The following is a 24,572-nucleotide window of genomic DNA, read 5'->3' as shown; positions in this document are numbered from 1 at the left end:
TTCCTTCCGAATTGATCAGCCCTTGACCGCGCCAGCCATCAGCCCGCGCACGAAATAGCGGCCGGCGACGACATAGACGATCAGAGTGGGCAGAGCCGCGATCATCGCGGCCGCCATGTTGACGTTGTATTCGACGACGCCGGTCGAGGTGTTGACGACGTTGTTGAGCGCCACCGTCATCGGCATGGAGTCGCCTGTGCCGGCGTAAGCCGAAGCGAACAGGAAGTCGTTCCAGATGTTGGTGAACTGGTAGATGACGGTGACGACGAAGATCGGCATCGAGTTCGGCAGCATGATGCGGCGGAAGATCTGGAAGAAGGAGGCGCCGTCGACCTGCGCCGCCTTGATCAGTTCGTTCGGGAACGCCTCGTAATAGTTGCGGAAAAACAGCGTGGTGAAGCCGATGCCGTAGACGACATGGACGAAGACCAGGTTGACCGTCGGATTGCCGAGACCGAAACTCGTACCCGTCGCATTCTGCAGCTTCACGCCGAAACGTCCCAAGCTGCCGAGAATGGTCGCCATCGGCAGCAGCACCGACTGGAACGGAATGAAGCAGGCAAACAGCATCAGCCCGAACACCAGCGTGGCGCCGCGAAAACGCCATTTGGTCAAGACGTAGCCGTTGAGCGCGCCGAGCATGGTCGAGATCAGTACGGCTGGAACCACCATCTTGATCGAGTTCCAGAAATAGCCCTTGATGCCGGCGCAGGTGAGGCCGACGCAGGTCTCGCCCCAGGCCTTCAGCCACGGGTCGAAGGTCGGCGCCGTGGGCAACGCCAGCATGTTGCCGTTCTGGATCTCGTCCATGGTCTTGAACGAGGTCACCAGCATGACGAACAGCGGCATCAGATAAAACAGCGCAAACAGCGCCAGAAGCCCGTAAATGACGATGCGGTTGAGGGTCTTGGTGCTCATGCCGCCGGAGGCCTTTTGGGAAGCAGCGGGGCGGGCAGGGGTGGCGACAGCGCTCATCGCGGCTTCTCCCGCAGTTCGGAATAGAGATAGGGCACGATGATGGCGACGATGGTCATCAGCATGATCACGGCACTGGCCGAGCCGACGGCCATTTCGTTGCGCTTGAAGGTGTACTCATACATGAAGTTGGACGGCAGCCAGGCCGAGCCACCGGGGCCGCCGCTGGTCAGCGCCACGACGAGATCGTAGGACTTGATGGCAAGGTGCGCGAGCACGATGAAGGCCGACAGGAAGATTGGCCGCAGCAGCGGAATGACGATGCGGCGGTAGAGCTGAAAGGTGGTGGCACCGTCGATCTGCGCCGCCTTCATGATCTCGCCGTCAATGCCACGCAGGCCGGCCAGGAACATCGCCATGATGAAGCCGGAGGCCTGCCAGACGCCGGCAATGACCACCGTGTAGATGACGAAATCCTTGTTCTTGATCCAGTCGAAATGGAAGCTCGTCCAGCCCCACTGATGCAAGGTCTGCTCAAGACCGAGGCCGGGGTCGAGGAACCATTTCCAGGCGACGCCGGTGACGATGAAGGACAGCGCCATCGGGTAGAGATAGATCGGCCGCAACACGCCTTCGCCGCGAATCTTCTGGTCGAGCAGGATGGCCAGGAACAGGCCGAGCGCCAGGCAGATGGCGATGTAGAGAAAGCCAAAAATGCCCATATTGACGATCGACGTGTACCAGCTCGATGGCGGGTCGGAGTCGAACGTCCAGCCCCACAGCCGTAGATACGCGCGTGGTCCGGTAATGACATAGGACGGGAAGGTCTTGGAATTAGTGAAGGACAGATAGACAGTCCACATGATAAAGCCATAGACGAAGACGATGGTGATGGCGAAGCTCGGCGCCAGCACGATCTTCGGCAGCGCGTCCTGCAATCGCGCGCGCACGGAGGGGCGAGACCGCTCGGGTGTCAGCTTGATCTGGGTCGTCGCTACACTGCTCATGAGGCTCCTCCCGTTAGGGTCGTCCGTGCTCTGCCGTCAGGAGGCAAGGCGGCCCCGTGCATACGGGTCTCTGGTCGGCATGGTGTTCAAGAGGGTTTCACCGTTTCACGGAAACGGCGAACCTCTCTAACTCTTTCTTTTACGCAATTCCGGCCGGAAAACCGCTCACACTTTTCCTGGAATTGCGCCAGCCGGCCAATCCTGAGGCGAACCTTCCCCGCCGAAGCGGGAAAGGTGTCTTGCCGGCCAGGGCTTACTTGGCGTCGTCGATTGCCTTGACCAGTTCGGTCACGGCTTCGTCCGAGGTCTTGATCTGACCGTGGACGAACTTCGAAACGACGTCCTTGTAGGCATTGGCGACCGCCGGAGGCGCGCCATAGCCCTGGGCAAGCGAGCCGAACAGTGTGCCGCCTTCGTTGGCAGCCTTCAGGTCGGCGATGCCCTTCTTGCCGCACGCGTCGAAGTCGGTGTCCGGAACGTCGGTACGGGCGGGAACCGAACCCTTGACGACGTTGAAGGCCGACTGGAAGCTCTTCGACAGGGTGGCGGTGGCCAACGCGACCTGGGCGGCCTTGCGGTCGTCCGGAACGTTGAACATGCCGAACATGTCGGAGTTGTAGACCACCGAGCCTTCCGTGCCCGGGAAGCGATAGCACAGGAAGTCGGTGCCCGGCGTTTTCTTGGCGGCGTTGAACTCGCCCTTGGCCCAGTCACCCATCACCTGCACCAGGGCATCGCCCTTGATGACCATGGCGGTGGCAAGGTTCCAGTCGCGGCCCGAGAAGTTCGGGTCGACATAGGTGACGAGCTTGGCGAGGTTGTCGAACGACTTCTTCATCGTGTCCGACTTGAGGGACTCGTCGTCGAGGTCGTTGAAGGCCTTCTTGTAGAACTCAGGTCCGCCGGTCGACAGCACAACCGAGTCGAACATGGTGGCTTCCTGCCAGTTCTGGCCGCCAAGGGCGAGCGGAATAACGCCAGCCGCCTTGGCTTTGTCGAGCAGGGCGACGAAGTCGTCGAAGGTCTTTGGCTCGGTGCCGCCGATCTTGTCCATCACCGCCTTGTTGATCCACAGCCAGTTGACGGAGTGGACGTTGACTGGAGCAGCGACCCACTTGCCATCATAGACGGAGAACTTCTGCAGGGCTGCCGGAACCGACTTGTCCCAGCCTTCCTTCTTCGCCGTCTCGGTCAGGTCGCCCATGACGCCGGCCGCCGCATAGTCGAGCACGGTGTAGCCGAGCATCTGCGACGCGGTCGGGTAATTGCCGGCCGCGACCATCGCCTTCAGCGCAGTCATGGCGGCGTCGCCGCCACCACCGGCCACCGGCACGTCCTTCCAGGCATAGCCTTCCTTGGCAAGGTCGCCCTTGAGGACGTTGAGAGCAGCCGCTTCGCCGCCCGACGTCCACCAATGCAGCATCTGCACTTCCTTGACGTCTTCGGCATGGGCCGAGAAAGCAAAGGCCGTCGCCAGAGCCGTTCCGATAAGCAGTTTGCGCAACATGTTCTACCTCCCTTGTTGCATTACACGACCGGTGGAAGCCCACCGGGTTCTTCCAAACTCAGCCGACCCACCAACCGGTGCGCTGGCCGCGATGAAACTGGATTGTCTTTTCCTCGGTATAATCCTCGACAGCGCGTTTGCCGAGTTCGCGTCCGATGCCGGACTGCTTGTAGCCCCCGAATGGCAACTCGGGAAAGCCTTCCATGAATGTGTTCACCCAAACGGTCCCCGAACGCACACCACGCGCCACCGACATACAAGTGTCGATGCTGGCGCTCCACACCCCTGCAGACAGACCATAGGGCGTGTTGTTGGCGATGTGCAACGCCTTTTCAATCGATCCAAAAGTCAGCACGGAGAGCACCGGGCCGAACACTTCCTCGCGCGCAATAGCCATGTCTTCGGTAACGCCGCGGATGATGGTCGGATCGAGATACTGGCCGGCATTGGACGCCAGCTGGCCGCCACCGCAATAGACATTGCTGCCGTCTTTTGCTGCCACCGCGACGTAACCCGCGACCTTGGTCAGATGGTCGGCTGATATCATCGCGCCAACCTTGGTTCGGTCGTCGAGTGGGTCGCCGACCGTTACCATGGCGGTGAGCGCCTTGACGGTGGCGAGGAAATCGTCGGCGATGGCTTCATGCACGATCAGCCGGCTGCCGGCATTGCAGCATTCGCCGGCGTTGAAGAAGCCGCCGAACACTGCTGCGTCAGCGGCCGCCTCGAGATCGGCATCGGGGAAGACGATCTGGCCGTTCTTGCCGCCGAGCTCCATCGAGACTTTCTTCAGCGACTGCGCGGCGGAAGCCATGGTCATCTTGCCGACGCGGGTAGAGCCGGTGAACGACACCATCTCGACCAGCGGATGGCTGACCATCGGCCCCCCGACATCGGCGCCGAGGCCGGCCAGGATGTTGACGACGCCCGCGGGCAGGCCGGCCTGCATCAGGATGTCGCCGAGCACGAAGGTCGAGGCCGAGGTCATTTCGCTCGGCTTAACCACCGCGGTGCAGCCGGCGGCGAGCGCGAAGGGCAATTTCTGGCTGACGATCAGGAACGGGAAATTCCACGGGGTGATGATCGAGACGACGCTGATCGGCTCGCGCAGGACGACGCCCAGCATGGCGTCGCCGAGATTGGCGTAGCTTTCGCCGTGCAGCGTGCGGGCGAGCGAGGCGGCATAGCGCCAGATGTCGATGGCGCCGCCGATCTCGCCGCGCGCCTGGGCGATCGGCTTGCCGGATTCCAGCGCATCGAGTCGGGCGATGTCTTCGAGCTGGGCCTCGATCAGGTCGGCCGTCTTGAGCAGGATGGCTGCGCGCTCGGCCGCCTTCGTGCGCGGCCACGGGCCGGTCTCGAATGCCTTGTGCGCGGCCTGCATGGCCGCCTCCACCTCGGCCTCGCCGGCCTGCGCATAGCGCGAAACGGTGAAGCCATGGCCGGGGCTGTTGCGCGCAATCGTGCGGCCGTCACGGGCATCGACATGCTTGCCGTCGATCAGGAGCTTGTAAGCCTTCGGCGCCTTGGACGCCTCGGCCGGCATGGAAATGTTGAGCGGTGCGTTCATCATGCTTTCTCTAAGATCTGGAAAAGGCCGGCCTCTGCTTGGCCTTGAAGGCGCTCACGCCGGCTTTGAGGTCGCCGGTCAGCGCAACGAAGCCGCTGGCGAGCGCCTCGGTGGCGGCCGCACTTTCCTCGCCTTCGGCGACTGCGATCATCAGCTTGGCGGCTTCGGTTGCGAGCGGCCCGCGCCCGGCGATTTTTTCGGCCCAAGTCCTGGCCTCTGCCAGCGCCTGGCCGGTCTCGACCACGCGGTCAACGACGCCGAGGGCAAGCGCGTCGGAGGCGGCAAAGAGCTCGCCGCCGAGTGCCATGCGGCGCACGATCTGGGCCCCAAAGCGGCGCACGGCGCGCTGCGTGCCGGACCAACCGGGGACGACGCCGATCGATGTCTCGGGGAAGCCGAGCTTCACCTGCGTTTCGGCGACACGGAAGTCGCAGGCGACCGCCAGCTCCAGCCCGCCACCCAGCGCATGGCCGGAAAGCACCGCGATGGTCGGCTGCCGCAGCCGCGCCAGTCGGTCGAAGACACGGTGGCCGTAGCGCACCCATTGCACCTGAAAGTCGGCAGCGCTCATTTGTGCCCAGGCCTCGACGTCGCCGCCGGCGCAAAAGCCTTTGCCTTCGCCGCGGATCAGCACGACGCGCACGCCTTCAGCCATTTCGGCTTCGTCGAGCGCTGTCTCGAGCGCGCGCAGCATCGGAATGTCCAGCGCGTTGAACTTCTCCGGCCGGCGCAGCGTGACGATGCCGATGGCGCCGTCCTGCTCGAAGGTGACGAGGCGCTCAGCCATGCGCGCCTCCGAGAGAAGCGCCACCATTCAGCGACAGGCCGATCGGCCGGTCCTGATAGAGAGCCGCCGGCGTGAACTTGAGATCGTTGGCGATGCCGAGCGGAATCTCTGACTGCGCCAGCACATCGCGTTCGAGGTCGATGCCGGGCGCCAGTTCCGTCACCATCAGACCGTCCGGCGTCAGCTTCATCACGCAGCGCTCGGTGACGTAGGTGATGTCCTGCCCTTGCGCGACGGCGCGCTTGCCGGAGAAGGAGATGTGTTCGACCTCGTTGACCACCTTCTTGACCTTGCCTTCTGCATCGATGCGGATGCCGCCATCGGCGAGCGACAGTTTTGCGCCGGCATTGAAGAAGCCGGAGAAGACGATCTTTTTCGCCCGTGCCGTGATGTCGACAAAGCCGCCGGCCCCGGCGGTGACATGTGGCCGGGCCGAGAGTTTCGACACGTTGACGGAGCCATGGCGGTCGATCTGCAAGAAGGAGAGCAGCGAGGCATCGAAGCCGCCGGCCTGGAAATAGATGAACTGGTGCGGCGAGGGCATGATCGCCTCGGCATTGGAAGCGCAGCCGAACTCGAAGTCGAGCAGCGGCACGCCGCCGACGGCGCCCTGCTCGATCACCCAGGTGACCTTGCCGTGCTGGCCTTCCTCGAGAAGGATACGCGGCACGTTTGCCGAGATGCCGAAGCCAATGTTGACCGCCATGCCGTCGCGCAATTCCATGGCGACGCGGCGCGCGATTACTTTCTGGACGTTCATCTCAGCGTTGCGGAAGCTGGACAACGGCCGGAAGATCTCGCCCGAAATCGCCGGGTCGTAAGGCGTCAACGTCGTCTGCAACTGGTCCGGCGCCACCACGATGTGGTCGACCAGGACGCCGGGCACGCGCACGTCATGCGGCTTCAGCGTGCCGTTCTCGACGACGCGCTTGACCTGCGCAATGACGATGCCGCCATTGTTGCGGGCGGCGAGCGCCTGTTCGAGGCCGCCCAAATAGGCGCCTTCATGCTCGTAAGTGAGGTTGCCGCGCTCGTCGGCGGTGGTGGCGCGGATGATCGAAACGTTGGGCACGATCGAGCGGAAATAGAGCCATTCCTCGCCGTCGAACTGCTGCACCGAGACGATCGGCTCGCTTGCAGCCTCATTCATGGCGCAGCCCTGGTGGCGCGGGTCGGCAAAAGTGTCGAGGCCGACCTTGGTCAGCACGCCCGGCCGCTTGGCGGCAGCTTCGCGGTGCATGTCGAACAGGATGCCGGACGGCACATTGTAGGCGGCGACCGAATTGTCGCCGATCATCTTCCATATCTGCGGCGGCTCGGACGAGGAGGGGCCCGAGGGATAGGAGCCGCAGAGCGTGCGCTTCAACAGGCCAGGCTTAGCCAGATGGTCGATGCCCTTGATGCCATACATGTCGCCGGCGGCGATCGGATGCAGCGTGGTGATGTCTTTCGGATGGCCTTCAGCGTCGAAGCGCTGGCCGATGGCAGCCAGCACGGCATCCGGGCAGCCGAGGCCGCTCGATGACGAGACGGAGACGGTCATGCCGTCCTTGATGAGGCTGGCGGCCTGCTGAGCGGAGACGAGCTTGCTCACTTGGCGCTCCCGAGTTTCGGCTCGATGGCAACCGCCTTGCCGGATTTCCCGGACAGCAACGCTGCTTCGGCGCAGGCTAGTGACCAGACGCCGTCCTCGCCGGTTGCGGAGGGCTGGCCCGCGCCGCTAATAGCGGCATGGAACTGGCGCAGCGACCTGACGTAGAGGTCTTCGCGGTCGAAGCTCAGTTCCTCCTCGCCCTTGGCGGTGCGTAGCAGCACCGAACCGACCGGCTTCTGCGTCATCACATTTTTAGCGATCAGCGAGCCTTCGGAACCATGCACCTCGAAGCCGGTATCGGCGAACTTCGTGGTGAAGCCTTCATGCGACTGGGCAATCAAACCGGACCTGAAGCGCCAGATGCACATGGCACCGTCTTCCAGCCCGCTGCCGGCCATGCCGGCCGACTGGGTGAAGGCCGAAATCTCGATCGGGTCGTCGCCGAGCACGAAGCGCAGCGTGTCGGCATCATGCACGGTGATGTCGAGCACCACGCCGCCGCCGGCCTCAGGCTTGGTAATGCGCCAGCCCTGCAGGTTTTCCGGCAAATAGACGGAATGGAAGACGCGCGCGGCAATCGGCTTGCCGATATGGCCGGCTGATATGGCGTCGCGCATGGCGCGGTGGGCGCCGGCATTGCGCAGATGATGATTGGTGCCAAGCACGACACCGGCTTCCTTGGCGGCGGCGACCATTGTGCGCGCGTCGGCGCTGTTCAGCGCCAGCGGCTTTTCGCACAGAACATGCTTTCCCGCCTTGATCGCAGCCAATGCCTGTTCGAGATGCAGTTCATTGGTGGTCGAGATGTAGACGGCGTCGATTTCGGCGCCGAGCAGGTCGTCCAGCGTCGAGACGGCAAGCGGAATATTCTGTTCCGCGGCATAAGTCTTGGCGCGCTGCGGACTGGAGCTCATCACCGCCGCGATCTCGCCACCCTCTTGCGCGCGGATGGCGTTGATCATGAACTGTTTGGCGATCGTGCTGGCGCCGATCAGTCCCCATCTGACGCTCATGCCGCGTCTCCCATTCCTGCTGATGTGTTCTGGGCGCGGCGACCGGGACCGCAGCTGTCCCTGACGACCAGATTGACGGCGCCGATATGGTCCTCGGCATGCGTGGTGCGCGACTGGATCATCTTCAGCATGACGTGGGCGGCGCGTTCACCGAGGCCGGGTGTGTCGACCGAGACGCTGGTCAGCGCCGGCATATAATGCTCGGCCTCGACCACGTCGTCGAAGCCGACGACGGCAAAGTCCGCGCCGGGCTCCAGCCCGCGCTTGCGCAGCGCCAGCATGACGCCGAAGGCGACGGCATCGTTGAAGCAAAGTGCCGCCGTCGGCGGCTCGGCCATGGCAAGGGCGGTTTCCAGGCACGCGATGCCGCCCCTGCGGCTGGTCTCGCCTTCGACGACAAGCACGTCGCGCCTGGCAATGCCCAATGTTTCGCAAGCTTCACGAAAACCGCCCAGGCGCTCCTGATAGACGACCAGGTCGGAGGTGCCGCCGAAGAAGGCCAGCCGGCGATGGCCCTTGCCGATCAGATGGGCGGCGGCGAGATACGCGCCGCGATGGTTGTCAGGAGCGATCACCGGGATGCGGCTGTCCGGCAGGCGGCGCATGGCGAAGACGACCGGCACGCCCGCCATCTCGAGGCGACGGAAGGCGCCCGGCGTGGTGCCGCGTGCCGGTGACACGATCAGGCCTGCGACGCCCTGTTCCATCAGCGACTTCAGCACTTCTTCCTGGCGCACCGGGTTCTCCGCCGTGTTGGCGATGAAGGGCACGATGCCGGCTGACTGGAAGACGCGCTCCATGCCGACCGCCAGTTCGGCGAAAAAGGGGTTGGTGAGATCGTTGATGACCATGCCGATGACGTTGGAATGGGCTTTGCGCAGATTGGCGGCGCCGCGGTTGTAGACATAGCCGACATCCTCGATCGCCTTGCGAACCTTGACCGCGGTTTCAGGCCGGATCAGCCCTGAGCCTTGCAGCACAAGCGACACCGTCGATTTGGACACACCAGCCTCGCGGGCGATGTCCAGGATCGTTGCCTTGGCCCGGCTGGCCATGTCGGTGGTTTCCTCCGCTTAAATGGGCAATTCTATTGGAACGTTCTAATCACTCTGCCAACCGAGAGTCAATCGGGATTCTTGCGGAGATCGAAAAGGTGATGAATGTGGTTCCTAGCAAGGACTCTTAGCCTTCTTCGGCATTTGGACCGGTTCAATCGCCGAATCATAAAGGTTCTTGATTTATTGGAACGTTCCATTTATAGGATGCCGAAAACGGAGGTTGCCATGGATATCACCCTGCCTACGCAGAATGGCGGCCGCGTCAGCTACAAGCTCGCGGGCAGTCCGGTCGAGCCCGTAATCGGTGCGGTTTTCCCGCGCATCGCCTATGCCGCGGCCCACGTCGTCGCCGATCCTTTCGCGATGACCGACCCCTGGTCGAAGCCTGCGGTCGATTGGGACAAGACGATGGCGTTTCGGCATCATTTGTGGCGGCTTGGCTTCCGCATCGCCGAGGCGATGGACACCTCCCAGCGCGGCATGGGTTTCGACTGGGCGAATGCGCAGGAATTGATCCGGCGCTCGATCGCCGAGGCGCGCAGCGTCGAAGGCGCAGACCTCGCCTCGGGCGCGGGCACCGATCATCTGGCGCCGGCCGCTGCCAGAACGCTCGACGATGTGATCGCCGCCTATGAGGAGCAGTTCACCTTCATCGAAGGCGAGGGCGGCAAGGCGATCATGATGGCCAGCCGGGCGCTGGCGGCGGTCGCAAAAGATCCGGACGACTATATCAGGGTCTACGATCGCATCCTCAGCCAGGCATCCGGCAAGGTCATCCTCCACTGGCTGGGCGACATGTTCGATCCGGCGTTGCAGGGATATTGGGGCAGTGGGAATTTCGAGGCTGCGCTCGACACCGTCGTCGCCATCATCGAGCGCCATGCTAATAAGGTCGAGGGGATAAAGATATCGCTGCTCGATGCCGGCAAGGAAGTTGCCTTGCGCAACCGGCTGCCGGAAGGCGTCGTCATGTTCACTGGCGACGATTTCAACTATCCCGAACTGATTGCCGGCGACGGGAAGCGGCACTCGCACGCCTTGCTCGGCATATTCGACGCCATCGCGCCGGTCGCCAGTGCGGCGCTGGCGAAACTGGCTGAGGGCGATCGCGCCGGCTATGACGCGCTGATGGCGCCGACAGTGCCGTTGTCGCGCAAGATCTTCGAGGCGCCGACGGAGTATTACAAGGCCGGCATCGTCTTCATGGCCTGGCTCAACGGCCATCAGGACCATTTCGCCATGGTCGGCGGCATGCAGTCGGCGCGCGGCATCCTGCACTACGCCGACATCTTCCGCCTTGCCGACCAGGCAGGGTTGCTCGCCGATCCCGAGCTTGCGCTGGCCAGGATGAAGCATTTCTGCGCGGTTGCAGGTGCCTGAGAACGACACAATCGCTGGCTGAAACCTGTCCCCCGTATGGGGGATTTGCGTTCTCGCGCCAAATCTGTATTCGGTTGCCGGGATTGGATGCGGACGGAGCGGCAATGACGGAAAAAGTGGCGCTCATCACCGGTGTAACCGGGCAGGACGGGGCCTATCTCGCAGAATTGCTTCTGCAGAAGGGCTATATTGTCCATGGCGTCAAACGCCGCTCGTCCTCGTTCAACACCGAGCGCGTTGACGACATCTATGTCGATCCGCACGAGCGCGGTGCGCGTTTCTTCCTGCATTATGGCGATCTGACCGACGCAACCAACCTCATTCGCCTGGTGCAGGAGACACAGCCCAGCGAGATCTACAATCTCGGCGCCCAGAGCCATGTCCAGGTGAGTTTCGAGACCCCGGAATACACCGGCAATGCCGATGCGCTGGGAACACTCAGGCTGCTCGAGGCGATCCGCATCCTGCGCCTGGAGAAGTCGGTGCGCTTCTACCAGGCATCGACGTCGGAGCTTTACGGCAAGGCGCGCGAGGTCCCGCAAAGCGAGGCGACGCCCTTCCATCCGCGCTCGCCCTATGCCGCGGCCAAGCTTTACGCCTACTGGATCACGGTCAACTACCGCGAGGCTTACGGCATGTTCGCCGCCAACGGAATCCTGTTCAACCACGAAAGCCCGACACGCGGCGAAACCTTCGTCACCCGCAAGATCACGCGGGCCGTCGCCTCGATCCATCACGGCCTTCAGGCCACGCTCTATCTCGGCAATCTCGACGCCAAGCGTGACTGGGGCCATGCGCGCGACTATGTGGAGGGCATGTGGCGCATTCTGCAGCACAGTGAAGCCGACGATTTCGTGCTGGCGACCGGTGAGGCGCATTCGGTGCGCGAATTCGTCGAACTGGCTTTTGCCGAGACCGGACGCACCATCCGCTGGCAAGGCGAGGGTGTCGATGAAGTCGGTGTCGATGCCGGTTCGGGCACTGTCCTGGTGCGCATCGATCCGCGCTATTTCCGGCCGACCGAGGTCGACCTGCTGCTCGGCGACCCCGCCAAGGCCAAAGCCAGGCTGGGGTGGTCGCACACGACCGGCTTCAGGGATCTGGTGGCGGAAATGGTGCAGGCCGATCTGGCGCGCACCGCCGGCGGCACGCGGCAGAACAGCCGTTCTGCGTGAGGCAGGCCGATGGACGCGACATTTGAACTGAAGGGCAAGCGTGTCTTCGTCGCCGGGCATCGTGGCATGGTCGGTTCGGCCGTCGTGCGCCGGCTGGCGAGCGAGGACTGCGAGATACTCACCGTATCGCGCGACAGGCTCGACCTGCTCGACCAGGCAGGGGTGCGGCGCTGGATGGCCGAGCACAGGCCGGATGCGGTGGTGATGGCGGCCGCCAAAGTCGGCGGTATCCTGGCCAATGACCGGTTCCCTGTCGATTTCCTGCAGCAAAACCTGGTTATGCAGGGCAATGTCATTGACGGCGCCTTTCGCAGCGAGGTCGGCAAGCTTTTGTTTCTCGGCTCGTCCTGCATCTATCCAAAGCTCGCGCCGCAGCCGATCAGGGAAGACGCGCTGCTGACCGGTCCGCTCGAACCCACCAATGAATGGTATGCGATCGCCAAGATCGCCGGGCTCAAACTGTGCCAGGCCTATCGGCGCCAGCATGGCGTCGACTACATCTCGGCGATGCCGGCCAACCTTTACGGTCCTGGCGACAATTTCGATCTCCAGTCCAGCCATGTCGTGCCGGCCCTGATGCGAAAGGCGCATGCACTGGCGCTGAGCGGCGGCAACAGCCTCGAGGTCTGGGGCTCGGGCACGCCACGGCGTGAATTCCTGCATGTCGACGACGCCGCCGATGCCTTGGTCTGGCTGTTGAAGAATTATGCCGGCGACAGCCACGTCAATGTCGGTTCGGGCGAGGATGTCACCATTGCCGAGCTTGCCCAGACCGTCGCATCGGTCGCCGGCGTCGAGGCTGATATCGCCTTCGATACGACCAAGCCAGATGGCACGCCGCGCAAGTTGATGGATGTTTCGCGGCTGTTTGCGACGGGATGGCGCCCGCGCTACGCGCTTCGCGATGGATTGGAACAGACATATGCGTGGTTTCTCAACCATATTGAGAAGGGTGATGTCCGCCTCGGCGCGGCCTGATTCCAATTTTCCTTGAACCATTTCGCTGCCGCCCGCGACCAAGCGGTGTGTAGCAAACACGGTCCATCAAGGAGAACGTCAATGTTTATCACTTCAAGAAACGCATTTCTCGCCGCCATCGCGGTTTCGGTGCTGGCAGGGTGTCAGACGGCACCGCCGAGGGAATGCGAGAAGACCAAGCCCGGTGTCGACTACAACGGCAAATGCTGCGGCATCGGCACCCCGTGCCGTGAAGGCAGCAACACCCCTCATGACAAGCCCGACAGGCCCGATCCGCGGCCACAGTGATCCGCGAGCCAGAAACGTCCCGGCACGTGCCGGGACGTTTCGCCCCCCGACAGGGTGGATTTACGGATCGGAAGGCCGCTACCCGGTTCCTTGCTGGCCGGCATTTGAATACGAAACGGGACGGCGGGGCAGTAGACGATGCGGTCGCGCAGATCGCGCGAAAACTTCCCGCCGGATCTGTACTTCAAGGGGCTGTTCGACTGTTCGAAGGGAAGGTCCCGTAGAAACTCAGATTTCGCTTTCCGTCGATGCGAAGGATGCTACTAAAAAAAATTCGAGATGCTCTTGAACTCATTTGGGGCGCCTCCTAATTCGATTTCCGCCAAGGCCATAAGGCTCGGCAAAAAATGGCGGCGCCGCACGGGGCGGCGTCCTTGTACCCATGTTGCTTCAAGGAGGATGTGGCTATGAGAACCTTTGATACCCTCTATCGGACCACCGTCGGTTTCGACCGGCTTTTCGACATGCTCGACAGCGGCACGCGTCCAGACTGGCCGCCCTATAACATCGAGAAGGTCGACGAGAACGATTACCGTATCTCGATGGCCATCGCAGGCTTCAGCCAGGATGAGGTTGAGCTGACCCAGCATGGACCCGAACTGGTCGTGGTAGGCCAGAAGGCTGATGATCAGAGCGGACGCCAGCTGCTGCACCAGGGCATCGCCTATCGCAGTTTCAGGCAGACGTTCAAGCTTGCCGACCACATGAAGATCAAGGCAGCCAAACTGGAGAATGGCCTCCTCTCGATCGACATCGTCCGCGAGATTCCCGAAGAGCTGAAACCGCGCCGCATCAGCATCGGCGTCGGCGACACGCCAACGGCCGCCACTCAGATCACGCCAGACACGGACCGCGCGCGTAAAGCCGCGTAATCCTGTCGATCTGTCACACTTTGAACTGCGGGTCCGCCTCCCGGTTCCGGCCGGGAGGCTGTGATTGCGGAGAAACGAAGATGATCACTGCAGGACGTACTGGCGCGCCTCTGTCGCGCGCCTGCAGTTGGCCTGGACCGCGCAAACCATGAAACTCAATGGTTCGTTCAATTTGGAGGATCATATGAACGATCGGATGTTCGACAGCGCCGTTTTCGTGAAAAGCGGCGACAACCTTGTTCAGGAAATCACGTGTCTCGAGGACGCTCTGGAGTTCCTCTATGAATGGCCGAAGGACAGGCGCGGCCCCATTCACCAAACCGCATTGCGGGCCTGCCAGCGAGCTTTCGATAGCGATTATCCGCTTTCCGCAGCCAGAGAAGCGTTCAGCGGTTTTGCGAAAGCAGCCAGAATCCTTGAGGAAGTATCCACGACAATGCCGTGGATGATGGGCAGAGGTGGCGAAGGCGGAGGAGTGACTGCCTAAAGCGCGTCGCGCTGAAACCATTCATGCGACACGCTTTAAGTCTTTGTTTTGATGCATGTCGTTGTCCCAGAACCGCAGCATACTTCTGGGTGACATGCATTAGGAAAGGAGGTCATGATGCTATCGAAACCTTTTGAAAAGCCAGTCCGGGTGTGGGTGGGATTGGGCTTTCCCCGCCAACTCAACACGGTCGCGGATGCTTATCAATTCGCAGCCGAATGGTGTGGCAACGGCCCGGAGCAGAGAGCTGCTATTCGCGCTTGCAAAGCCGCTCTGATTGGTGATGTGGAACCCGAGACAGCACGAGGCGTCTTCGTCGCGTTCGCTCGCAAGAAGGATATTCTTATGGAGGACGGCATCGAGCCTGCGCCTTCAAGGACGCTAAGTCCGCACCACGTCTAAAGCGCGTCGCGTTTGAACGGACTCAGGCGACGCGCTTTAGGTCTTTGTTTTTATGCATGTCGTCGTCTCAAAACCGGGGCCACTTTTGAGCGCCATGCATTAGAATGTCCACAAACACGAGGCGGCTGCCACAAGCGGTGGCCGCCTTACCGGCTAAGTCGTCGAAGGGGTGCGCCAAAAACGGGCTTGGCCAAGTTATTGAAAGGATGGTGGGCGTGACAGGGATTGAACCTGTGACCCCTGCAATGTCAATGCAGTGCTCTCCCGCTGAGCTACACGCCCATCCGAAGCCGCGCATACACCATTTTTGGTCCAGCGCGTCAATAGCCGGAAAAGGGAAAGAAAGGCTCGTTTTGCCGCGCCGCCGACGAAGCGGCGAGATCACACTGTGCGCGCTTCAGGCGGCCTGAAGCATTTTTTCGACCTCATTGACGAGATCGCGCAGGTGGAAGGGCTTGGACAGAACCTTGGCGTCTTTCGGCGCCTTGGAATCGGGGTTGAGCGCGACGGCCGCGAAACCGGTGATGAACATCACCTTGAGGTCGGGATCGATCTCGGTGGCGCGGCGGGCGAGTTCGATGCCGTCCATCTCCGGCATGACGATATCGGTCAGCAGCAGGGAGAAAGGTTCTTCGCGCAGCCGCTCGTAGGCGCTGGCGCCATTGTCGAAATCGCTGACGTGATAGCCGGCCCGCTCCAGTGCCTTGACCAGGAACCGGCGCATGTCGTCGTCGTCTTCCGCCAGCAGAATGCGTGCCATCTTGTCCCGTCCGAATCACCCCAGCCGAGCCTGCCGTCCGGCAAGCCCGTTAACCATCCTGTATATGAGGAGCTGACGGTAAACATCAAGTGAACGTTGGCGGCATTAATCCTGATTTGACGGGGTTCCTGACATGCCGAAATGCTGGACATGCGGCCGATGAGGTGGCAGTTTCCCATCATGATGCATTGCTGTTTCCGGGTTCGTTCAAATTGACGACGGCAGCCGAAGATTTTTCGGTCGTTCCACCCTTCGAAATCCGATCGGGCGCCGAGCAGCGCGTTCCCTTCGTCTTCAACTCACCGCATAGCGGCCGCTATTATCCAGACCGCTTCCTGGCCATGGCGCGGCTCGACCGGAACGCCATCCGCCGCTCCGAGGATTGCTATGTCGACGAGCTGTTCGGCAGCGCGGTGGCGCTGGGCGCGCCGATGCTGGCGGCGAATTTTCCGCGCGCCTATCTCGACGTCAACCGCGAACCCTGGGAACTCGACCCGCGCATGTTCGCCGAGCCGGTGCCGTCCTTCTGCAACATCCGCTCGGCGCGCGTCGCCGGCGGGCTCGGCACCGTGCCCAAGCTGGTGGGCGAGGGGCTCGACATCTATTCCGGCCGTCTGCCGCTGGCGGAGGCCGTCCAGCGCATAGAGGTGGTCTACAAACCCTATCACGAGACGCTGAAGCGGCTTTTGACCAGAACCCATGCCAGGTTCGGCTATGCCGTGCTGATCGACTGCCATTCGATGCCGGCGAGCATCAGGGTGGGCGACAGCGGCCTGCGGCCGGATTTCATCGTCGGCGACCGTTTCGGCATCTCGGCCACGGCGGCCCTGACCGAGACGGCGATCGGCCTGCTCATCGGCATGGGCTACACCGTCGCGCACAACAAACCCTATGCAGGCGGCTTCATCACCGAGCATTACGGCCGGCCGGCGCGCCATCTGCATGCGCTGCAGATCGAGGTCAATCGCGGCCTCTACATGAATGAGCGGACGTTCCAGAAATCGGCCGGCTTCGATGCGCTGGCCGACGATATGGCGCGCTTTTCGGCCGACCTGATGGCGATGCCCGACCACCACTTCGTCGACCTGCCGCTGGCCGCCGAATGACGCCGGAGCGGCGGCTGTTCATGCAATCCCGCGCTGGCCATCCCGCAGCGTAAAAAAAGACCGCATCGTTTGCACGACACGGTCGAAGTCTAGGGAGGAAACGCCCAAGGAGGGCATGGACAGGAAAACCTGTCCGAGAACAAATTTATTGTGCGATGCACAAATGTCAATCGATCCCACGCTTTTTTAATTCACTCTGATGTGAAAATGCGTTTCGATGGTCCCGATGTGTGACATTTCAGCAACGCTGATGTCTCTGATAAATCGATAAACCGGCTTGTTTTGGCGGGAAAGTGCCGGCAGACCGGGTTGGCACTCTGTAATGCGGGAGAATCACGTGGACATCAGCATCGATTTCATGCGCCGGATCGCGCAAGCGGCGGCGGCTGAAACCTTGCCGCGTTTCCGCGCACAGGGCGCAGTGGCCAACAAGGAAAAAGGCAGTTTCGACCCGGTCACCGAGGCCGACCGCGAGGCCGAGCGCGCCATTCGGGCGCTGATCTCGGCTGAGTATCCCGATCACGGTATCCTTGGCGAAGAACATGGCAGCGAAAACATCTCCTCAAGGCATGTCTGGGTGATCGATCCGATCGATGGTACCCGCGCCTTCATCTCAGGCCTGCCGGTGTGGGGAACGCTGGTCGGGTTGACGGTCGACGGTGACGCCGTCGCCGGCATGATGGCGCAGCCGTTCACCGGCGAGCTGTTCTACGCCAACGCTTCCGGCTCCCACTACGAAGGCCCCGGTGGGCCGCGGAAGCTGTCGACCCGCAAGAGGACGAAGCTTGACGAGGCGACCTTGTTCACCACCACGCCGGCGCTTTTCAAGGGCGAGGCGCGCACCCGCTACGACGCGTTCGAGGAACAGATCCAGCTCGCCCGCTACGGCGCCGATTGCTACGCCTTTGCCATGATTGCCTCGGGCAGCGTCGACATCGTCGCCGATCCCGGATTGAAACCCTACGACATCGTGGCGCTGATCCCGATCATCGAAAAGGCCGGCGGCGTCGTCACCACATTCGAGGGCGGTCCGGCGGAAAAGGGCGGCGACATCCTGGCCGCCGCAACGCCGGAGCTTCATGCGGCTGCAATGGCAGCCCTGCGGGGCTGATAGTCGACCCGATCAGCGCGGCTTGATCGAGCGCTGGAATTCCGCCGGCGTTCGCCCGTAGACCTGCCTGAACGCGGAGCTGAAATGGCTGTGGCTGGAGAAGCCGAGGTCCAGGCCGAGCGTGGTCAGATTGTCGTAGCGGCCAAGCAGGTCGAGCGCGCGCGCCAGCCGCAGGCGCAGATGGTAGCGATAGAGCGGCATCGCCTCGACCTGCTGGAAAACCTGCGTGAGATAAACCGGTGATACCCCGACTTCAGCGGCGATCTCGGCCAGCGTCCAGCGCCGCGAAAGATCCGAGGACAGGACGAGCTTGGCGCGATCGACCAGCTTCTGCCGGCCAGCGCTGGCGCCGGCGGCATGCGAGGTGCTCTCGCCGAGGGAGCGCCGCACCAGCGTCAGCGCCAGGGTTTCGGCCTCCAGCGTTTCGGCAATGTTGCGGCTCAGGCTGTAGCGCAGCACCGCCACCAGCGCCTGAGCCCGCGGGTCGATGCGGCGGCGCTGACGACGAAACGCCACGGCGCTGCCCGAGCGCAACTGCTCCTTCGGCGTCAGCTCCTGCAGTTGCGCCTCCTCGACAACGAGATCGAGGCAGGAATCGCCACCCTCGACGGGATGGCTGATCCGGTAGCCTTCGGCGTTGTTGAAGAACAACAACTGGTTGGCTTCGGCGACCGCATCGTTGCGGCCGACATGGCGCACGAAGACGCCGCGATAGGGAAACACAAGATGCGTGGCAGCGGTGCACTCTTCTTCGCTCTTGTGCCGGCATTCGCCGCTGCAGAGGACATCCCTCACCCTGACGGTGCCGGTGTCCAGAAGCGTCTGTACCGTGAACTGCGACATGGTGAGCTGAGACATGGCCGTTGCGTTCTACCCTTGCGCCGAAAGCTGCTCCGGCACATTAGGCGATTGGCTTGTCCAAACCTGTCAGGAGACTTCACCTGTCGGGCCCTTCGTACGGCCATGGCTCAGTCCCACAAACGGCGCATGTATTCGCAGTGAGCTTGGCTGCGCGACAGGCCGATGTCCTTGAGCTGTTCGTCGGTCATTTCGAGCAAGGCAAGGCGGCTTCGGCGCCTTTCCAGTTGACGGCCGATCCAGTTGGCCGCCGCGATGCCTTGTGTCCGCAAGGACCGCCGGAACGTCGCGGTTTGAGTTGTCGGCTGATGTGCGAGGCATTGCGCCGCCGCTGCATGATCGGGGCGCATCGCTCAGGCTTCCCCGTTGCCGGCCACTGATGCGCCGGCCACTGATGCGCCGGCTTCGTTCAGCGCAATCGCGCATTCCTCACAGCAGACCTCGACGGTCTTGCCGCCGACCTTGACGCGGATCGGATTGGCGTCCAGCTGGCAATCGCAGGCAGCGCAGGTTTTCTCGGTCATGACGTCATCTCCTTGGCGTTCGGTTCGACACGGAGAGATGAGCATTCCGGGGCGGCACCGGCTGTCAGAATCTTTAGCTCTTTGTGTGCTGCCGACGCTGCTCCTGACAGAAGGCTGTCAGCAGGCGCAAGCTCAAGGCGCCGCAACATGCAGCGCCGGTGGCATCAGGCTGTGGGGTCGTCGTTGCCGGGTATGAAGGCGTCGAAGGCGGCGAGCAACTGCTCGCGATAGACATCGGCCTCCTGCAGGATCTCGTGTTTCGAGCCATCGATCATCAGCAGCGAGCCGAGGCGCAGACGCCTGGCGTAGGCTTCCACGGCCTTGGTCGAGACGACCTGATCGGCGCCGGCGGCGATCATCAGCAGCGGCACCTGGATCCTGGCCATGAAGTCGGGCTCGCTGATGGCTTCGCCTGCCTTGATTGCCGCCTGCAGCCAGCGGATCGTCGGCCCGCCGAGCGCCAGTTGCGGATAGTGCTCGTAGATTTTCGTGTTGCGCTGATAGCGCCCGGGGTCCGATGTCACCTTGTTGAGGGCGAAGGGCAGGGTTTCCCTGGGACGCGGACCCCAGGCGGCGTAGAGCCGACCGAAGCCGAGAAAGCACAATACCGAGCAGACGCGGCGCGCCATTTTTGCCGACACGGGCGAGTCGGGCACCGTCAGGAAAGGCGCAATCAGCACCATTCGACGCACCCGGTTGACCATCGACGGCGCCGCGAGCAGCGCGATCACGGCGCCCATCGAATGGGCGAGGATGTAATACGGGCCGCGGCAGTCGGGCAGCACGATGTCCTCGAAGAACTGTTCGAGGTCGCCGGTGTAATCGTAGAAGGAGCGGACATAGCCGCGTTGCGGGTCGGCGATCAGCCGGTCGGAATCGCCCTGGCCGCGCCAGTCGAGCGTGGCGACGCCGAGGCCGCGGTCGGTCAGGTTGCGGATGGTTTCGAAATACTTCTCGATGCACTCGTTGCGGCCGGGCAGCAGCACGACGGTGCCTTTCAGCGGCCGGGTGACCGCGGCAAACAGGCCGTAGCGGATCTTCTTGCCGTCGCGCGTGGTGAAAAAGCCGCCGGCGACATTTTGCGGCGGCGGATTGCCTGGCGTGGGATGGAAGAGATCCGTCATTAGGCGCTTGCGTCTTCGTGGTGTCTCACCCGGCAGGGCGTCGGCATGGTGATAGACGCCAATGGATGAAAAGCAAAGGGAGGACGCCAAGGGGGCGGACGAACAACAAGCAAGGCCGGAAGCAGCCTGCGGCGGCGTGCTTCCGGCCTCTGTCGATCCGGGAGGAAGGGACGTTACACCCGGTCGGCCTCGTCGCGGCGCTTTCATCCGGCGCCGCCTGGTTCTTTATCCTGGGGGCACTCTAGCGCCGGCCGGCTGAACGGGCGCCGAAGCGGCGGTTCATCTGCCGTTCATCGACGCCTCGATTGGTGCTCTTCAAAAATCCTTGAAATGCGCTTTTGCGCTCCCCAAATGTCGGATGCAGCCGCCGATGTCGGGGCTGCTGGTCCACCCGAAATGCCTTTCCAGGGTTTCGCACCGGCCACACGCAAACATGTTGCTCAACAGGAGAACACCTCATGCGTCACGTTGATTTTTCCCCGCTCTATCGCTCGACCGTCGGCTTCGACCGCCTGTTCACCATGCTCGACTCGCTGGCCCAGCCCGATGGCGCGCAGACCTATCCGCCCTACAACATCGAGCGCACCGGCGAGGACGCCTATCGCATCTCGATGGCGGTTGCCGGCTTCTCGGACGAAGAGATTTCGATCGAAGCCCACCGCAACGTGCTGACCGTCAAGGGTGAGCGCAAGGAAGAGGGCAATGGCGAAGGCTCCGAGCTGCTCTACCGCGGCATTGCCTCGCGTTCGTTCGAGCGCCGCTTCCAGCTTGCCGACCATGTCGAGGTCGTCGGCGCCACCCTGAAGAACGGCCTGCTTTTCGTCGACCTTAAGCGCAACATCCCCGAGGAGCTGAAGCCGCGCAAGATCGCGATTACCGCCTCTTCGGCCAACGCCAAGCAGATCGAGGCCAAGAACGCCGCGTGATCAAGACGGCGGCGTCACAACGCCCAAGGTTGAAAGCGTCTCCTCCCGAGACGAAAGCGGCGCCGCGAGGCGCCGCTTTTTTTCGCCGCAGCCTCTGTCACCCCAACCGAAGAGTTCTGGCTCTTTTGCGGCGGGCGCCGTCTTCCCATGAAGGGCGATGTCTGATCTTTCGGCTGATTTTTCCCTGGCCCTAACGGCAACCATTGCGGTGACCTTCCTGCTGGCCGGCATCGTCAAGGGCGTTACCGGTATGGGACTGCCGACGTTGGCGATGGGGCTGCTGGGCACAATCATGCCGCCGGTCGCCGCGGCTTCGCTGCTGATCGTGCCGTCCTTCGTCACCAATATCTGGCAGCTGTTTGCCGGCCCGAGCTTCGGATGGATCCTCAGGCGGCTGTGGCTGATGATGGTCGGCATCGTCGCCGGCACGCTGGCCGGCTCATGGCTGCTGGCCAGCGACAATGTCAAATGGACGACGGCCGGCCTCGGGGCGGCGCTGATCGTCTATGCCGTCTATACGCTGCTGGCGCGGCAGTTGACGGTTCCCGCGTCAGCCGAGCGCTGGTCGTCGCCCATCGTCGGTTTCCTTACCGGCATCGTCACCGGCGGCACCGGCGTGTTCGTCGTGCCCGCTGTACCTTACATTCAGGCGCTGGGCTTGAGCCGTGACGATCTGATCCAGGCGCTCGGCCCGTCCTTCACCGTGTCGACGATCGCGCTCGCTGCCGGCCTTGCCTCGCACGGCGCGTTCCAGGTCGGGCATGTCGCCATGTCGTCGCTGGCGGTTGCGCCGGCCTTGCTCGGCATGTGGCTCGGACAGTTGCTCCGGCAGCGGATCAGCCCGGCGACCTTCCGGCGCTGGTTTCTTGTTTTCCTGATCTTGCTTGGCCTCGAGCTTTTGGCGCGGCCTTTCCTTGCTTAGCGACCGGTGCCGGTTGCGAGAACGGCCTCGATGTTTTGCCGGTGGACGGGCTCGTACAGCGCGAAGTACTCGACCGCGCCCGTGGCGAATATGTCGGCGCCGAAGGTTTTCAGATCCTGCTTCGCAAGATCAGGCTCACGCCGGCAGCGAAGCAGTTTTTGAACGTAGGCTTGCGTCGCGGCGATGAGGCCTTTGTCGTAGCCGCCTCGCTCAATCGCTTCGAGCGAGCCGTGATTGGGCAAGATGCGGTCTATCGACCAGCCGGCCATGCGTTCGAGATCGACCAGATGTTGCGCCAGCCGATCCGCCTCGCTGACATAGGTGATCGGATCCTCGAGCGTGTCGCCCGCCAGGAGCAGGCCGGTTTCGGGCATGAACAGCACCGTGCCGTCATGGCTGTGGATTTCGACCTGACGCAGTTCGACGGCGATCGATCCAACGGCGAGGTCAAGACTGCCTGCGAAGGTCCTGTTCGGCAGCACGAGAGGCTTGATCGGTGGAACACCGCTTTCGATCTCAGCCCGGTTGTTCGCGAGCGCCGAGGCGGTGAGCGTGTTGGCGATAATCTCGCAATCCTGAAACACCTCATTGCCGGCAATATGATCGTCATGCCAGTGGCTGAGCACGACCCGGATCGATGTTGCGCCCATGTCTTCGAGCGTCTGCCTGATGAAGCGCGCGTGAGGCAGCGAAATATGCGTGTCGTAGACAAGCGCCTGCGAACCATCGACGATCGCATAGGTGCAGATGCCGAGGGCATAGGCGCCTTCGTCCAGCCAGTTCGGCTCGTCCGACCAGGCGCGAACGCCGTCAACGCGGCCATCGTAGAAGCCGAGCACGTTTGGCGCCGGGCGAACCAGCCGCATGGTTGAGCCGAGAGGTGGCTTTGTCATTGGCGCGGTCTCGCGGGTTCAGGCGATCATCTGGCCGAAGCGATCGACCTCATCTGAAGTCGTGGCAAAGCTGGTGACGAAGCGATAGAGCAACTCGTCCTCGCCGACATGGCCGTCGAAGCCGTGCGGCCTGTGCCAGTCGTAAAAGGCTGCGCCGACGGATTGCAGCCTTTCGGCTTCCGCCTTTTTCATCACCGCGAACACCTCGTTGGCCTGCGGCAACCAGGCGAGCTTCGCCGTTGCCGAATCCTCGATCGCAGCCGCCAGGCGTGCGGCCATGGCATTGGCATGACGGGCCGTGTCCAGCCACAGGCCGTCCGTGAAGTAGGCGTCGAACTGCGCTGCGATAAAGCGCGACTTGGAGAACAGCTGTGCGGCGCGCTTGCGCAGGAAGGACAACTCCTTGGCGCGGTCTAGATCGAACAGCACAATGGCCTCGGCGCACCAGCAGCCGTTCTTGGTGCCGCCGAACGAGACGATGTCGACGCCGCGCTTCCAGGTCATTTCGGCCGGCGTCGTCTCAAGCGCGACCAATGCGTTGGCAAAACGGGCGCCGTCCATATGCAGCGGCAGGGAAAAGCGTTTGGCGATCTCCGAAATGGTGGAAATGTCGTCGAGCCCGTACACTGTGCCGACTTCGGTCGATTGGGTGATCGAGACGGCCGTCGGGCGTCCCCAATGGACGATTTCGGGTGCGAAACGGGCGACGGCGCGTTCAAGATTGTGCGGATCGATCTTGCCCAGGGCGCCGTCGACAGCATGGAGACGCGAGCCGCCGCTGAAATATTCCGGCGCGCCGCATTCGTCCTCGATGATGTGCGATTCGCGGTGCGCAAAGGAAATGCCGCCGGGCTTGTTGTAAGCGGCCAGGGACAGCGAGTTGGCCGCCGTGCCGGTAGCGACGAAGAACACCGCGACCTCGCGTTCGAAGATCTCGCTGAAACGCTGGTAGACGGCGCGGTCGAGATCGCCATCGCCATAGGCGGTCGAAAAGCCGCCGGCATTGGCTGACAGCCCGGCGGCAATGTTGGAATGGACGCCCGCCCAGTTGTCGGATGCAAAGAACATCAGGAAAGTCCCTGCCTGGTTGAGAAAGTCTGGTTGCGACAAGAGCGCGACCATGGCCGTTTCGGGGTTTGACGCGCAAGGGCCAAGGGCTGAAAAAGCGGTAAAGCCAAAGGCGATCACGAAGGAGTGCCGGGACCGAAATTTCGTTTCGACAGCGCCTGACGTAATTTTCTGTCGCCAAACGTCCAAGAATTTGGGAATCGGTCTTGTGTGCGCCCAGGATTTCTGCCATAAAAATTTAGGACAG

The 24,572-nt window shown here is 62.5% G+C and carries 26 protein-coding genes and 1 tRNA gene; 11 read left to right on the top strand and 16 right to left on the bottom strand.

The window, feature by feature from the left end; genetic code table 11:
- Positions 1 to 15: 15 nt before the first annotated feature.
- From NKK52_RS19300 to NKK52_RS19265, 8 genes are all read right to left on the bottom strand, one after another.
- Positions 16 to 975, bottom strand: a complete 960-nt coding sequence (locus tag NKK52_RS19300) for a carbohydrate ABC transporter permease (RefSeq protein ID WP_023671181.1) — start codon at positions 973 to 975, stop codon at positions 16 to 18.
- Entirely contained in the window at positions 972 to 1,922 is a 951-nt protein-coding gene (locus tag NKK52_RS19295) for a carbohydrate ABC transporter permease (protein WP_023683220.1), read from the bottom strand. The genes NKK52_RS19300 and NKK52_RS19295 overlap by 4 nt, the downstream gene beginning before the upstream one ends.
- 253 nt (positions 1,923 to 2,175) lie before the next feature.
- On the bottom strand, positions 2,176 to 3,429 hold the full coding sequence (locus NKK52_RS19290) for an ABC transporter substrate-binding protein (protein ID WP_027049809.1): 1,254 nt from the start codon (positions 3,427 to 3,429) through the stop codon (positions 2,176 to 2,178).
- 58 nt (positions 3,430 to 3,487) lie between these two features.
- Positions 3,488 to 4,999 (bottom strand): aldehyde dehydrogenase family protein, encoded by a 1,512-nt coding sequence (locus NKK52_RS19285; protein WP_023683221.1) that lies wholly within the window; start codon positions 4,997 to 4,999, stop codon positions 3,488 to 3,490.
- Positions 5,000 to 5,009: 10 nt separating this feature from the next.
- Positions 5,010 to 5,786, bottom strand: coding sequence for an enoyl-CoA hydratase/isomerase family protein (locus tag NKK52_RS19280; protein WP_023683222.1), 777 nt, complete (start codon positions 5,784 to 5,786; stop codon positions 5,010 to 5,012).
- Positions 5,779 to 7,380, bottom strand: coding sequence for an acyl CoA:acetate/3-ketoacid CoA transferase (locus NKK52_RS19275; protein WP_023683223.1), 1,602 nt, complete (start codon positions 7,378 to 7,380; stop codon positions 5,779 to 5,781). Before NKK52_RS19275 ends, NKK52_RS19280 begins: the two co-directional genes overlap by 8 nt.
- Entirely contained in the window at positions 7,377 to 8,393 is a 1,017-nt protein-coding gene (locus tag NKK52_RS19270; protein ID WP_023683224.1) for a Gfo/Idh/MocA family protein, read from the bottom strand. Before NKK52_RS19270 ends, NKK52_RS19275 begins: the two co-directional genes overlap by 4 nt.
- Positions 8,390 to 9,448, bottom strand: coding sequence for a LacI family DNA-binding transcriptional regulator (locus NKK52_RS19265; protein WP_023683225.1), 1,059 nt, complete (start codon positions 9,446 to 9,448; stop codon positions 8,390 to 8,392). The genes NKK52_RS19270 and NKK52_RS19265 overlap by 4 nt, the downstream gene beginning before the upstream one ends.
- A 228-nt stretch (positions 9,449 to 9,676) precedes the next feature.
- Between NKK52_RS19265 and NKK52_RS19260 the strand changes: the two genes are divergently transcribed.
- The 7 genes from NKK52_RS19260 to NKK52_RS19230 all read left to right on the top strand — a co-directional run bounded on the left by NKK52_RS19260 (position 9,677) and on the right by NKK52_RS19230 (position 15,033).
- A complete protein-coding gene (locus NKK52_RS19260; protein WP_023683226.1) occupies positions 9,677 to 10,831 on the top strand; it encodes a dihydrodipicolinate synthase family protein in 1,155 nt (384 codons plus the stop codon).
- 104 nt (positions 10,832 to 10,935) lie between these two features.
- A complete protein-coding gene (gene gmd / locus NKK52_RS19255; protein ID WP_023683227.1) occupies positions 10,936 to 12,006 on the top strand; it encodes a GDP-mannose 4,6-dehydratase in 1,071 nt (356 codons plus the stop codon).
- 9 nt (positions 12,007 to 12,015) lie between these two features.
- The gene (fcl, locus tag NKK52_RS19250; protein WP_023683228.1) at positions 12,016 to 12,984 is read left to right on the top strand and encodes a GDP-L-fucose synthase; all 969 of its coding nucleotides are present in this window, start codon (positions 12,016 to 12,018) and stop codon (positions 12,982 to 12,984) included.
- 81 nt (positions 12,985 to 13,065) lie between these two features.
- Entirely contained in the window at positions 13,066 to 13,272 is a 207-nt protein-coding gene (locus NKK52_RS19245) for a hypothetical protein (RefSeq protein ID WP_084633965.1), read from the top strand.
- A 407-nt stretch (positions 13,273 to 13,679) separates the two neighbouring features.
- Entirely contained in the window at positions 13,680 to 14,144 is a 465-nt protein-coding gene (locus NKK52_RS19240) for an Hsp20 family protein (RefSeq protein ID WP_352630538.1), read from the top strand.
- A gap of 64 nt (positions 14,145 to 14,208) precedes the next feature.
- The gene (locus tag NKK52_RS19235; protein ID WP_348625649.1) at positions 14,209 to 14,631 is read left to right on the top strand and encodes a DUF982 domain-containing protein; all 423 of its coding nucleotides are present in this window, start codon (positions 14,209 to 14,211) and stop codon (positions 14,629 to 14,631) included.
- Positions 14,632 to 14,745: 114 nt separating this feature from the next.
- Complete coding sequence (locus NKK52_RS19230; protein WP_245263087.1) at positions 14,746 to 15,033, top strand: DUF982 domain-containing protein; 288 nt, start codon at positions 14,746 to 14,748, stop codon at positions 15,031 to 15,033.
- 207 nt (positions 15,034 to 15,240) lie between these two features.
- On the opposite strand, the gene NKK52_RS19225 is transcribed toward NKK52_RS19230, so the two are convergent.
- Both NKK52_RS19225 and cpdR read right to left on the bottom strand, forming a co-directional pair.
- A tRNA-Val gene (locus NKK52_RS19225) sits at positions 15,241 to 15,315 on the bottom strand.
- A gap of 115 nt (positions 15,316 to 15,430) precedes the next feature.
- Positions 15,431 to 15,793 (bottom strand): cell cycle two-component system response regulator CpdR, encoded by a 363-nt coding sequence (gene cpdR / locus NKK52_RS19220; protein ID WP_023671195.1) that lies wholly within the window; start codon positions 15,791 to 15,793, stop codon positions 15,431 to 15,433.
- Positions 15,794 to 15,957: 164 nt separating this feature from the next.
- Here cpdR and NKK52_RS19215 point away from each other — a divergent pair, with 164 nt between their 5' ends.
- Entirely contained in the window at positions 15,958 to 16,899 is a 942-nt protein-coding gene (locus NKK52_RS19215; RefSeq protein ID WP_023683232.1) for an N-formylglutamate amidohydrolase, read from the top strand.
- A gap of 337 nt (positions 16,900 to 17,236) precedes the next feature.
- Positions 17,237 to 18,010, top strand: a complete 774-nt coding sequence (gene hisN, locus NKK52_RS19210) for a histidinol-phosphatase (protein ID WP_023683233.1) — start codon at positions 17,237 to 17,239, stop codon at positions 18,008 to 18,010.
- Between the two features lie 12 nt (positions 18,011 to 18,022).
- Here the strand turns inward: hisN and NKK52_RS19205 are convergent, their stop codons facing one another.
- The 4 genes from NKK52_RS19205 to NKK52_RS19190 all read right to left on the bottom strand — a co-directional run bounded on the left by NKK52_RS19205 (position 18,023) and on the right by NKK52_RS19190 (position 20,516).
- Complete coding sequence (locus NKK52_RS19205) at positions 18,023 to 18,853, bottom strand: helix-turn-helix domain-containing protein (RefSeq protein WP_023683234.1); 831 nt, start codon at positions 18,851 to 18,853, stop codon at positions 18,023 to 18,025.
- A 125-nt stretch (positions 18,854 to 18,978) separates the two neighbouring features.
- Positions 18,979 to 19,218 (bottom strand): DUF1127 domain-containing protein, encoded by a 240-nt coding sequence (locus NKK52_RS19200; RefSeq protein WP_023683235.1) that lies wholly within the window; start codon positions 19,216 to 19,218, stop codon positions 18,979 to 18,981.
- Between the two features lie 3 nt (positions 19,219 to 19,221).
- The gene (locus NKK52_RS19195; protein ID WP_023683236.1) at positions 19,222 to 19,392 is read right to left on the bottom strand and encodes a hypothetical protein; all 171 of its coding nucleotides are present in this window, start codon (positions 19,390 to 19,392) and stop codon (positions 19,222 to 19,224) included.
- A 164-nt stretch (positions 19,393 to 19,556) separates the two neighbouring features.
- Complete coding sequence (locus NKK52_RS19190; protein ID WP_023683237.1) at positions 19,557 to 20,516, bottom strand: alpha/beta fold hydrolase; 960 nt, start codon at positions 20,514 to 20,516, stop codon at positions 19,557 to 19,559.
- A 458-nt stretch (positions 20,517 to 20,974) separates the two neighbouring features.
- Here NKK52_RS19190 and NKK52_RS19185 point away from each other — a divergent pair, with 458 nt between their 5' ends.
- Both NKK52_RS19185 and NKK52_RS19180 read left to right on the top strand, forming a co-directional pair.
- On the top strand, positions 20,975 to 21,442 hold the full coding sequence (locus tag NKK52_RS19185) for an Hsp20 family protein (RefSeq protein ID WP_023671202.1): 468 nt from the start codon (positions 20,975 to 20,977) through the stop codon (positions 21,440 to 21,442).
- A gap of 157 nt (positions 21,443 to 21,599) precedes the next feature.
- Positions 21,600 to 22,364, top strand: coding sequence for a sulfite exporter TauE/SafE family protein (locus tag NKK52_RS19180; protein ID WP_023683238.1), 765 nt, complete (start codon positions 21,600 to 21,602; stop codon positions 22,362 to 22,364).
- On the opposite strand, the gene NKK52_RS19175 is transcribed toward NKK52_RS19180, so the two are convergent.
- Both NKK52_RS19175 and NKK52_RS19170 read right to left on the bottom strand, forming a co-directional pair.
- On the bottom strand, positions 22,361 to 23,257 hold the full coding sequence (locus tag NKK52_RS19175) for an MBL fold metallo-hydrolase (protein ID WP_023683239.1): 897 nt from the start codon (positions 23,255 to 23,257) through the stop codon (positions 22,361 to 22,363). The genes NKK52_RS19180 and NKK52_RS19175 overlap by 4 nt on opposite strands.
- Before the next feature lie 18 nt (positions 23,258 to 23,275).
- Positions 23,276 to 24,325 (bottom strand): threonine aldolase family protein, encoded by a 1,050-nt coding sequence (locus NKK52_RS19170; RefSeq protein ID WP_023683240.1) that lies wholly within the window; start codon positions 24,323 to 24,325, stop codon positions 23,276 to 23,278.
- Between the last annotated feature and the right edge of the window lie 247 nt (positions 24,326 to 24,572).

It is taken from the genome of Mesorhizobium sp. C277A (assembly GCF_040324395.1).
Classification (GTDB): Bacteria; Pseudomonadota; Alphaproteobacteria; order Rhizobiales; family Rhizobiaceae; genus Mesorhizobium.
Note: the sequence above shows the minus strand (reverse complement) of the source record. Positions and strands in the feature narration are given on the sequence as shown.